9 protein-coding genes are annotated in these 11,305 nt (G+C 66.7%); 5 read left to right on the top strand and 4 right to left on the bottom strand.

Annotation, left to right across the window (positions count from 1 at the left end; genetic code table 11):
• The first annotated feature begins 360 nt into the window (after positions 1-360).
• Together LL946_RS10470 and LL946_RS10465 are read left to right on the top strand one after the other, a co-directional pair.
• Complete coding sequence (locus tag LL946_RS10470; protein ID WP_404380385.1) at positions 361-1,446, top strand: DUF418 domain-containing protein; 1,086 nt, start codon at positions 361-363, stop codon at positions 1,444-1,446.
• Complete coding sequence (locus LL946_RS10465) at positions 1,443-3,104, top strand: gamma-glutamyltransferase (protein WP_404380383.1); 1,662 nt, start codon at positions 1,443-1,445, stop codon at positions 3,102-3,104. Before LL946_RS10470 ends, LL946_RS10465 begins: the two co-directional genes overlap by 4 nt.
• Positions 3,105-3,172: 68 nt before the next feature.
• Here LL946_RS10465 and LL946_RS10460 read toward each other — a convergent pair whose 3' ends face one another.
• The 3 genes from LL946_RS10460 to LL946_RS10450 form a co-directional block, all read right to left on the bottom strand.
• Positions 3,173-3,820, bottom strand: a complete 648-nt coding sequence (locus LL946_RS10460) for a cation diffusion facilitator family transporter (RefSeq protein ID WP_404380381.1) — start codon at positions 3,818-3,820, stop codon at positions 3,173-3,175.
• Positions 3,821-3,996: 176 nt separating this feature from the next.
• Positions 3,997-4,434, bottom strand: coding sequence for a hypothetical protein (locus LL946_RS10455; protein WP_404380379.1), 438 nt, complete (start codon positions 4,432-4,434; stop codon positions 3,997-3,999).
• 411 nt (positions 4,435-4,845) lie between these two features.
• Positions 4,846-5,799, bottom strand: a complete 954-nt coding sequence (locus tag LL946_RS10450; RefSeq protein ID WP_404380377.1) for a zinc-dependent alcohol dehydrogenase — start codon at positions 5,797-5,799, stop codon at positions 4,846-4,848.
• Between the two features lie 693 nt (positions 5,800-6,492).
• Between LL946_RS10450 and LL946_RS10445 the strand changes: the two genes are divergently transcribed.
• Positions 6,493-8,871, top strand: a complete 2,379-nt coding sequence (locus LL946_RS10445; protein WP_404380375.1) for a phosphoketolase — start codon at positions 6,493-6,495, stop codon at positions 8,869-8,871.
• Entirely contained in the window at positions 8,856-9,992 is a 1,137-nt protein-coding gene (locus LL946_RS10440; protein ID WP_404380373.1) for an acetate/propionate family kinase, read from the top strand. The genes LL946_RS10445 and LL946_RS10440 overlap by 16 nt, the downstream gene beginning before the upstream one ends.
• Positions 9,993-10,501: 509 nt before the next feature.
• Here the strand turns inward: LL946_RS10440 and LL946_RS10435 are convergent.
• Complete coding sequence (locus LL946_RS10435; protein WP_404380371.1) at positions 10,502-10,753, bottom strand: hypothetical protein; 252 nt, start codon at positions 10,751-10,753, stop codon at positions 10,502-10,504.
• Between the two features lie 77 nt (positions 10,754-10,830).
• Here LL946_RS10435 and LL946_RS10430 point away from each other — a divergent pair, with 77 nt between their 5' ends.
• A complete protein-coding gene (locus LL946_RS10430; protein ID WP_404380369.1) occupies positions 10,831-11,265 on the top strand; it encodes a hypothetical protein in 435 nt (144 codons plus the stop codon).
• The last annotated feature ends 40 nt before the right edge of the window (positions 11,266-11,305 follow it).

The raw sequence follows: 11,305 nt of genomic DNA, 5'->3' as shown, positions 1-11,305 counted from the left end.
CCAGCACCCCAGAGCAATTATGCGTCTGTAGGACGTAAGCGCCTCCCCCAGCGCCTGCGTCCGCGCTAGCGGACCTCTCGGGCCCATACGGCCCTCGCATTTCAAGTTCGTGCGCTCACCGCGTGCGCGGCTTTTCGTGGTCTTTGGGCCCCGCGCGGCGGCCGACCTGTCGCCCGGGGTTCCTTTCAGTGACCTGGTTGCGGGCACACCTGGACCACCCGTTGCGGTGACCTTCCGGTAGCTCTCAACGACTCGTGAGCGCTCTTGGCTAACCCACCATGCGCGGGCGGAACGCGATCCCAGCCGCGCGCCACGGACGCTGCCCACCCCATCAACCACCCCCCGTCATCGGAGCACCTCGTGACTGACGCGCACACGTCGGCCAACCCCCACGGCACCCTCACCCACCGAGCTGGGCGGCTCGAAGCGATCGATGCTGCTCGGGGCTTGGCCCTGATCGGCATGATGATGATCAACCTCGGTACTGTCCGGTCCGAGGGTTGGTTCAACAAGCTGTGGACGTTGCCCTTCGGGCGAGCTTCCATCCTCTTTGTGGTCTTGGCTGGCCTCGGGATGTCCCTATTTTTTACCTCGCGGCGTCAACACACGCGCCTTTGGCCGGTGCTGACGTGGCGCGCCATGATCTTCCTGTTCGGCGGCCTCTCACTGCAGATTCTGACCCCAGCGGTGAGCGTCATCCTGCCCACGTACGGGGTGCTGTTCCTCGGGGCGCTGCTGTGGCGGCGACTCTCCGACCGCGCTCTTGCGACGTTCGCGCTCCTGATGCTGGTGGTGGGTCCGGTGGTCGTGCAGGGCGACCAGATCGCGGGCGAGCACAAGACGCGGATGCCGACGTTGGGTGAGGAGCCGGGCACCGTGATCCACTCACTCTTCTTGTCCGGCGCGTACCCGCTGTTGGTCTGGGTGGTCCCGTTCTTGGCTGGCATGTGGCTGGGCCGCCAAGACCTACGTGACCGCCGGGTTCAGCGACGGCTGATGCTCGCAGGTGGTGCGGCCGGCGTCCTGGCCTTCGTTGCGAGCCAGGTCTCGATGGTGCTCTTGGGGACCGAGGGGGACTCCGGCTGGAAGCAGCTGCTGACCGGCGCCGCCCACGGCCAGATGCCGCTGTGGCTGGTGAGCAGCATCGGTAGCGCGGCCTTCGTCATCGGCATCACGCTGTGGTTCTGGCCGCAGGTGCGTAGTTGGGCTCTGCCACTGGCCTACCTCGGCCAGCTCGCCTTCACCTTCTACGTCGCCCATTTCTTTGTGATCGCCGCGATGGGGGGCCGTATCGAGTCCCGCCTTGTGGGAGTGCCCGTCACCATTGGGTTAGTGCTCGCGTTCACCGCAGCAGCGACCCTGTGGGTGCGCCATTGGGGCATCGGCCCCTTGGAACGGGTCCTGCGTGCGACGTGGCTCACCAACACCTCTCGAGGAGACGCATGAACGACAGCAAAAATCGGCCGAACCAACCCGGCCCGCCGAGCCGTCGCCAAGCGATCAGCGGCCTCGTCGGAACGACACTGCTCGCTGCGGGTTGCTCCGACGACCGGAGCGAGCCGACACCTCCCACACCCACGGGGACGACGTCGCACGAGGCGCCCCCGCGTCCTCCTGCTCTCGGCGCTCATGGAGCCAACACCGGTCACCCGTTGGCCACCGAAGCCGCGATGGACGTCCTTCGACGGGGCGGAAACGCCGTCGATGCCGCCATTGCCGCAGGCTTCGCCGACGCCGTCATGCAGCCCGCGTCCTCGGGCATCGGCGGTGGCGGGGTGAGCATCGTCGTCCACGGTGACCAGCGCGCCAACCACGACTACCGGGAAGTGGTCGCCCGGTCCGGCAAGGTGCCCGCCAGTGGGGTGGGAACTCCAGGTTTCGTGGCCGGCATGGCAGATCTGCACGAGCGCTACGGCACGCAGAAGTGGGCCGACCTCCTGGAACCGGCGATCACCATCGCAGAGAACGGGGGGCCGGTCTCGGGCTACCTCGCCGAAACGCTGGCCACCGGCCGCGGGCGACGAGTCGTCCGCGGCCTCGACCATTTTCACCGCAAGGACGGCACCGTGTTGCGCCGCGGCGACACCCTCGTGCAGAAGGAACTGGCCTCGACGATGCGGGTGCTGGCCGCCGAAGGTGCTTCAGCGTTCTACAACGGCGCGCTGACCCCGCGGCTCATCCGGGTGCCGGGACTGGACGCGGCGTCGCTCGACGCCTACGCGATCCAGCACTCCGTTCCCGCCAGCGGTGGCCTGGGCGGCTTCACCTTCCTCTCCGGGGCACCGGCCCTCCCCGGTGGCGCGATCATCCAGATGGCACAGATCGCAGAAGCCCTGGGCATCGGAGAGGTCGCGGCAGACTCCCACGAGTTCATCGACATGCAGTCCCGCGGCTGGCAGGTGGCCGAGCGATCCGTACACCGCTGGTTCGGTGATCCCGACTTCGTCGACGTCCCGCTCGACAGCATCACCGACCGTGCCCGCAACGCAGCCCTCGCAAAAACCCTCAAACGAGAACCGGCCGCCAAGACCGGGCCCGACAACTCCGGTGACCCGAACACGACACACATCTCCGTCGTCGATGCCGACGGCATGGCGATCTCGATGACCAACACGATCACCAGCTACTGGGGATCCCAGACCTACACGGCCGGGTTCTTCCTCAACGACCAGCTGGGGCGCTTCGACCTCATCGGCAACGGGACGGCCAACCGCCCGCAACCGGGGCGGCGCTCCGTCACCTGGAGCTCCCCCTCGATGGTGTTGGACAGCACCGGCCGGCCGGCTCTGGTCATCGGAGCACCCGGGGGCAGCCAGATACCCAACACCACTGCCTCCGTGGTCCTGCGATGGGCACTGCTCGGCCAGAGCCTCGAACAGGCGGTCCCAGCGGCCCGGTTCAAACTGGACAACGGACTCATGCGATTGGAATCCGCCCGCCACGTCACGGCGTTGGAGAAGCTCGGCTACCGCACCCGCGTCATGCCCAAGAGCTACCGCGCCTCATGGGGGTCAGTTCAGGCACTGGCAGTTGACTGGGAATCACGTGCAGTCAGCGGCGTCGCCGACACCCGACGCTCCGCAGGCGTCGCCGTCTCCAAATAGGGTCCGCAGCGGCTCCTCTCACTTCCCCCAAGCCGCGGACACGCGCACACCCGCCCGTCGTCAGTGGGTCACCGCAGCTGGGCTACTTCAGAGTGCTCGGGATAGGCGTGGACCACGGCGGCCGCGAGCTTCGGGAGGGCTCGCACGAGCTCGTCCTCTGCACGGTGAGCGATCGCATGCCCCTGCCCAAGACTGACCGAAGGGTCCACCTCGAGGTCGGCGTCGGCATGGATTTCGTGGCCGATCCACCGCATCCGGACCCGACGCACGCCACGCACTCCCTCAACACGTGCCAGAGCCTGCTCGGCATCGTCGACCAGCTTCGGCTCGACACCGTCCATGAGCCTGCGAAAGACATCGCGCGCGGCGGCGCGCGGGACCATCAGGATGGCGGCGGTGATGACCAAGCCAATGACAGGGTCAGCCCACGCCCAGCCCATAGCAACCCCGCCGGCGCCAACCAGCACAGCCAGGGAGCTGAGGCCGTCGGTGCGGGCATGGTGCTCGTCAGCGACGAGCGCGGCAGACCCGATGGGCTTGCCCTCGCGGATCCGGAAGAACGCCACGGCCTCGTTGCCGAGGAAACCGACGAAAACCGGCAGCCGCGACCCACCCCGAGGTGGCTGACCGGTGCCGGGTCCAGAAGTCGGCTCACCGCCTGCCAACCGGCTAACGAACGTGTTGCCACCGACCATCGTCGCGCTGGTATCCGGCACGGCGGAAGGACTGTGGCGCCCGTCGCGCAGGTGAATGCTGCCGCCCCAAGTCGTCGCTGGAATCAGCGGGGCGCGACCTTTCAGGTGCGTCGGACATCCGCGCGCCTCCTGCGCGCTGACCGAATCTCCTGAGGTTGTCTACCGCGCGGTCAGTCGACGCACCCTTCCCGCCGTCCTCAGCCATCGTCCCCGTCTGCACGGGCATTGTGGTCCGGGGTGAGTTTGGACCGGTCATCAGCTGCGGAGAGCCGGTCAACTCTTGAGTCCGACCGGTCCATGGCAGCGGAGCGCCGAGCTTGGAGGCTCGCGCTGTAGTCCGTGTCCGGGTCGAGGAACGACTCCAGGTCTGCCGCGCTGTCCCGCCCGGCCGCTACGCAGTCCCGCACGTCGGCCTGCTCGTCCCGTGCTTCAGCGTCGTCCAGAATGCCCTGTACCTGGGCTCTGCGGCCGTCGGCCTGGGCATTTACATGATCGATTCCGAACTCTTGTTCGTCGAGGGCACCTTCGGGGCGCGCGTCGGGAACGACGCGCTCGTTGGCGCGCTGGTCCTGCTGGTCGGCGGCTGTGCCCCCGGTTGGCTCGGGTGGCTCTATGGGCTTCTTGCTGTCGGCCATGCGTGGCACCTCCCGGTCGGGAGACTCGTCGTCCCCAAGGACGCTCGCCCCGGGGGACACGAGTCAAGTCCATCCAAGCATGCCCATCTGCTTCCCGCTCTGACCGCACTGCATGTCCTTCTCGACCGCTTGTCGAACCTTGTCGGAAAGCGGAGGACTGGTGCGCTGGGCGACGCCCCCCAACTGTGGGCAGGGCGCGGATGATCTCGCTGTTGGGCATGGGAACCGCCTCGGTGTGATGTTCAGGGGGTCGAGGCCCGGGGTGGCAGAGACCCGCCCTCGGTGGGTGCCGGTCTCGCTAACCACCAGAACGTCGAGGCCATCGAACGCACGGGAGAAGCTCCACCAGGGTCAACCGCGGTCGCAGATTCATGTGCACACACCAGCGAGTCGAGAATGAACGGCCTTGTGTCAGGTCATGTCGAAAACCAGGCGAGCGGGCACCCGGCCCGACAGGACCTCATCGAAGCATTCGTTGACATCTTCGAGCCGACGGGTCTCGGTAACGACCCTCGTGCGTCCGCTCGCGTGCAGCGCGAAACACTCGAGGAGGTCATTGCGAGTCCCGACCAGCGAGCCGATCACGGAGATGCCCTTGAGAACAGTCTCGAAGACGGGCAACTCGAATCGGTTGTCCGCGGGCAGACCCACGAGCACGAGCCGGCCCTGTGGGTTGAGCGACTCGTGGGCGGCCAGCATCGCGGCCGGAGAGGGAACCGTGACGATGGCCACGTCAACACCGCCGAGGGCAGCGAGCTCCTCACCCTGGTTGCCGCGGCCGTCGATCACGTGCGCGGCGCCGAGGTCCTTGGCGAGCTGGAGCTTCTCGTCCTCCACATCCACCGCGATCGTGGTCGCTCCGAAGATGTTGGCGTACTGCAGTGCCATGTGTCCCAGTCCGCCGATCCCGACGATCATCGCGGTCTCCCCGGGCTGCGGCCGCGCGACCTTGACGGCCTTGTAGGTCGTCACGCCCGCGCAGGTGATGGGCGCGGCGTCGATCCAGGAGACACTGTCGGGGATCTTCACGACGTGACTGGCGTAGGCCAGCGTGTAGTCGGCGTAGCTGCCGTCCATCGTGTAGCCCATGTACTGCGGCGTCAGGCAGTAGGTTTCAGAGCCGCCCACGCAATACCGGCAGTGTCCGCAGGCGTGGCCGAGCCACGGCAACGCCACCCGGTCGCCGACCTGTACGAGAGAGTCACCGGGTCCGACCTCGACGACATGGCCGACTCCCTCGTGTCCGGGAATGAGCGGCATCTTCGGCTTGACCGGCCAGTCGCCCCTGGCAGCGTGAATGTCGGTATGACACAGGCCACTCGCTTCGATCTTGACGACGACCTGGCCCGCTTGGGGGCTGGGCACGGGTACGTCCCTGATCTCGAGCCGTGCTCCCAGCCTCGGCACTACTGCTGCGCGCATTGCAAAACTCCCTGCTCCACATCGATTGGCGCAGCCGAGTTCGGCTGGCGCGGTCGAGCCAACCGCAGAACCAAGCCTCCCCGGTAGGGCCAAAGGACCCGACCCGGTCCAGGGTCGGCGACTAACACCGGTTGCAGCGCGTCGTTGACAGGCGTGTGTCTCGAATCGCGGCCACCCCGAGCAGGTTGACTCTGCGACGACAGGACCTTTGCCCCTGCCGCCCGGGGTCAGGAGTTGCCAGCGTGAGGTCCATGCAGCGACCTGCCCGGTCGGCGATACCAAGACCTCACGGAAGTGCTCAATGAGTTTGAGTCAGAGACTGCGCCTCCAGCCCGTGTTCTGGGGCGGACCTAGAGGCCGCGTGCCATGGATCGCGCAAATCCGGCAGGGACGCGGAGGTCTGCGTGGTCATGAGGACGGCTGGCCCGTCGAAAGCACCCGTGACGTAGTCCGTGTGACGACCCTGTGCGCACTGGTTCAGGCCCTTCGCGAAGCCGGCCCCCTAGCGGCCATCAAAGGACACGCAAGACCAGACCGGGTATGCCGCGGCGGCGCCTGTCGCCGCCGTTGCACCCCAAATTGTCGTCGCCGTTGAGCAGCACTCGCCCCCTCGCAGACTCACCCCTAGGAGCCCCCATGACTTCAACAAGTCTTGACCCCGCCGCCGCAGTCCTTGGCGACGCGGACCTCGCGCTGATCGACGCCTACTGGCGTGCGGCAAACTACCTGTCCGTCGGGCAGATCTACCTGCTGGACAACCCCCTGCTGCGCCAGCCACTCCTGGCGGAGCACGTCAAACCTCGGCTCCTCGGGCACTGGGGGACGACCCCCGGGCTCAACCTGATCTATGCCCACCTGAACAGGGTCATCGTCGAACGCGACCTCAATGCTCTCTACGTGACCGGCCCGGGACATGGGGGTCCGGGGCTGGTGGCCAACGCCTACCTGGAGGGCACCTACAGCGAGGTGTACTCCTCGATCAGCCAGGACGAGGACGGGATGCGAAAGCTGTTCCGGCAGTTTTCCTTCCCCGGAGGTATCCCGAGTCACGTGGCGCCTGAGACCCCCGGTTCCATCCACGAAGGGGGAGAGTTGGGCTACGCGCTCGTTCATGCCTTCGGGGCAGCATTCGACAACCCCGACCTCCTCGTGTGCTGTGTGGTCGGCGACGGGGAGGCCGAGACGGGGGCGCTGGCGGCCAGCTGGCACTCCACCAAGTTTCTCAACCCGGTCACAGATGGCGCCGTCCTGCCCGTGTTGCACCTGAACGGCTACAAGATCGCCAACCCGACCGTGCTGGCGCGGATCCCGCAGGACGAGCTGGCCGACCTGATGCGCGGCTATGGCTACGAGCCCATCTTTGTGGCCGGCGACGACCCTGCGGAGGTGCACCGGGAGCTCGCGGCGGCGCTCGACCGGAGCCTCGACAGCATCGCGAGAATTCAGCGCGAGGCTCGTCAAGAGGGCGTCACGCGGCGCCCTGCCTGGCCCATGATCGTGCTGAAGACGCCGAAGGGCTGGACCGGCCCCCGAGTGGTCGACGGCCTCCCCGTCGAAGGCACCTTCCGTGCCCACCAGGTGCCGTTGTCCCAGACCCGGACCAACGCCGAACAACGCGCCATGCTGGAGCAGTGGATGCGTAGCTATCGTCCGGAGGAGCTGTTCGACGAGGTCGGCCAGCTGCGTCCAGAACTGCAGGCACTGGCCCCGCACGGCACGCGCCGCATGAGCGCCAACCCGCACGCCAACGGCGGCCGCCTGTTGCGTGACCTCGACCTACCGGACTTCCGCGACTACGCAGTACGCCTGGAGGCCCCGGCTGCGCAGCTCAGCGAGGCCACCAAGGTTTTGGGCCATTTCCTCCGCGACATCATCGCCGCCAACCCTGACCGCTTTCGGATGATGAGCCCCGACGAGACTGCCTCGAACCGGCTTTCGGCCGTCTTCGCCGAGACCACCAGGGCATGGGATGCGGACACCTTCCCCGGTGACGACCACCTCGCGCCCGACGGCCGGGTCATGGAGGTCCTCTCTGAGCACCTGTGCCAAGGCTGGCTCGAGGGCTACCTGCTGACGGGCCGACACGGCTTGTTCAACTGCTACGAGGCCTTCATCCACATCGTCGACTCCATGTTCAACCAACACGCCAAGTGGCTCAAGACCACGCGAGCCATCCCGTGGCGGGCGCCGATCGCCTCGCTGAACTACCTGCTGTCCTCGCATGTGTGGCGCCAGGACAACAACGGCTTCTCCCACCAGGACCCCGGCTTCATAGACCACGTCATCAACAAGAAGTCAGAGATCGTGCGGGTCTACCTCCCACCAGATGCGAACACCCTGCTGTCCGTGGCCGACCACTGCCTGCGCAGCCGCGACTACGTCAACGTGATCATTGCCGGCAAGCAGCCGTCGCTGAACTACCTCACCATCGGCGAGGCCGTGGCGCACTGCACGCGGGGGCTCGGCATCTGGCCGTGGGCCAGCAACACGGAGGGCGAGCCAGATGTCGTGCTCGCCTGCGCCGGCGACATCCCGACGCTCGAGGCACTCGCGGCTGCGGACCTGCTGCGCACCCACCTGCCCGATCTGCGGGTGCGGTTCATCAACGTCGTCGACCTGATGCGCCTGGAGTCGGAGAGCGAGCACCCGCACGGCCTGTCCGACCGCGATTTTGACGCGCTCTTCACGACGGACAAGCCGGTGATCTTCGCCTTCCACGGCTACCCGGCCTTGATCCACAGGCTCACCTATCGACGCACCAACCACGGCAACCTGCACGTCCGCGGCTACAAGGAGGAGGGGACCACGACGACGCCGTTCGACATGGTGATGATGAATGACCTCGACCGCTTTCACCTGGTGATGGACGTCATCGACCGAGTCCCATCGCTCGGCAGTGGTGCGGCGACCCTTCGGCAGAAGATGGCCGACGAGCGGCTCGTCGCACGCGCCCACACCCGCGAGTTCGGCGAAGACCCCGCGGGAATCACCGACTGGACGTGGGCGCGCGCGTGACCGGGCGGGCCCTGGTCGTCAATGCCGGGTCATCGAGTCTCAAGCTGCGCATGCTGAGCGGGAGCGACAACCTCGAGCACAGCGCAGACCTGGTGGTCGGTGCCGACGGGCCGAACCGCGCAGAGCTCGTCGAGACGCTGTCGAGCTGGGGAGCCCCTGACCTCGTGGGTCACCGCGTGGTTCACGGCGGCCCCGACCTCACCAGCGCGCGACGCATCGACGCGAGCGTGCGCACGCAGATCGAGGCGTTGTGCGAGCTGGCACCACTGCACCAACCGGCGGCACTGTCAGCCATTGACGCCGTGGGCGAGCTGATGCCGGAGGTGCCGGCCTTCGCCAGTTTCGACACGGCCTTTCACGCCACCATCCCTGCTGCGGCGTCGACCTACGCACTGCCGCGTGCGTGGCGGGCGCGGCATGGGATCCGTCGATACGGATTCCACGGACTTTCGCATGCCTACGCCTCGCGCCGTGCCGCTCAACTTGTCGAGCGTCCCCTTGAGGAGCTGCGAGTCATCACCTGCCACTTGGGGGCGGGCGCCTCGATTGCCGCCGTGCACAAGGGGATCAGCGTCGACACGACCATGGGATTCACTCCGCTCGAAGGTCTGGTGATGGCGACTCGCTCGGGCTCGGTCGACCCTGGACTTATTCTGTGGCTTCAGGAACACGAAGCCATGGGGCCGCGCGAGATGGCCGCAATCCTCGAGCGCGAGTCGGGGCTGTTGGCCTTGACAGGAGCCGCAGACCTGCGGGTCGTCGAAACGGCTGCAGCGCAAGGCGACCCAGACTCCCAGCTGGGTCTTGAGGTGTATCTGCACCGACTTGTCGCGGGCATCGGTGCCATGGTGGCCACCACCAACGGCCTGGATGTGCTCGTTTTCACCGGTGGGGTCGGCGAGAACTCGGCGTTGGTCCGGCAGCGTGTCTCGGAGAGGTTGAGCCACCTGGGTGTGAAGGTCAGGGCCTATCCCGGCAACGTGGCCGCCGGGGACGTGGACATGAGCGAGTCCGAGGCCACGGTCCGCACCTTGATCATCGCCGCCCGCGAGGATCTGCAGATCGCGCGGGAGGCGCGGGAAGCGCAAGTCAACGCGCCCCCGCTCACCGGCGAGCGATAGTCCCCGCCTCAGCTGAGCAGGCTCAGCGACGCGGCGTACGCGCCCTTGCCTGAAGCTCAACACGTTCAACAAGGAGGACGGGTGGGGCCGAGGTTGGTGGTGGGCCAGGTGTGGACGGCAAGGTATCGGTTGCAGCCGAGCCACCAAACGGTGATCAGGCTCTTGCCCATGATCAAGCACCACGAGCCGAAGCGGGCGGTGACCTGCTCGCCACCCGAGCCGGCCTTCAGGGGCACCTTCGACCACATCGGCCAAGCAAGCCCAGCCGACAATGGCCTTCACGGGGCTCGTCGAGTAGAGCAACACTGTCGATCCAGCCGGCAGGTTGGGCCGGGTTCGTCCTTCCCGGCGCGGACGGCATGGCTCGATGTGATCGGCAGTAGACCTGCTCGCGCGAGAGCCCGAGCCCCTGTTGCTCTCGCCAACAGGGTCGCTCGGTGACCCAAGAGTTCATCGGCGATGTTTGGTCAGGGACCTTCGCCCCGGCCGATGCAGGACCTTATCCCTTACTACGCAGGCACGCCCTCCACAAAAGTGGGAAGAGTCGAACCGAGGAGCTCCTGATGCTGAGACAGAGACCACTCGTCTACCTTGCACTCGTTGTCGCCTTCGGAGGCCTCCTGCTCGCAGGTGTTCCTGTCGACCGCGTTTTCTCCTTCGGGTTCGTCGTGCTGATGCTGATGATGCATCTTGGCGGCCACGGGCATGGTGGACACGGGCACGGTGGACACGGGCATGGTGGGCACGGGCGCGGTGGTCATGAGGGACACGACCCGCATGAGGGGCAAGAACGAAGAGAGCCTGCCTCTGCCTCGAAAGAGGATGAGGTCGCACGGAAATGACCACACCCACGGCCACGACTGGGTTGGCTCAGAGCCAGGCGAACGCCAACACCGAGCGGCCGAATGGCGCACGTCGGGTCGGTCTTCTCGGGAGAGCTTGGCGTGGAGTCGCCGCCGTGTTCGGGACGTTGTTGGGACTGCTTCCGCACGTTTTGCACCATGCCGGGCTCATCTTCGGCGCCGCCCTCGTCACGGGCGCGGGAGGCAACCTGCTGTTCGGGGTTCTAGGGCTGCTCTTTTCCATGCCTCTGCTTCGACACCTGTACATCCGTTTCGACACATGGAAGGCGCCCGCGATTGCGCTCGCGGTTTTCGTCGGGATGTTCTCCCTTTCTGCTTTCGTCATTGGCCCCAACATCTCCGGCGACACCGTCACGGAGACCCCATCACCCGTACAGACGTCAGACCACACTGGGCATGACGGGCACTGAGGGAGCTATCGACGTCGAAGACTCACGACCTGAACCCGGG

The organism is Knoellia locipacati (genome assembly GCF_044791685.1).
GTDB lineage: Bacteria > Actinomycetota > Actinomycetes > Actinomycetales > Dermatophilaceae > Knoellia > Knoellia locipacati_A.
Note: the sequence above shows the minus strand (reverse complement) of the source record. Positions and strands in the feature narration are given on the sequence as shown.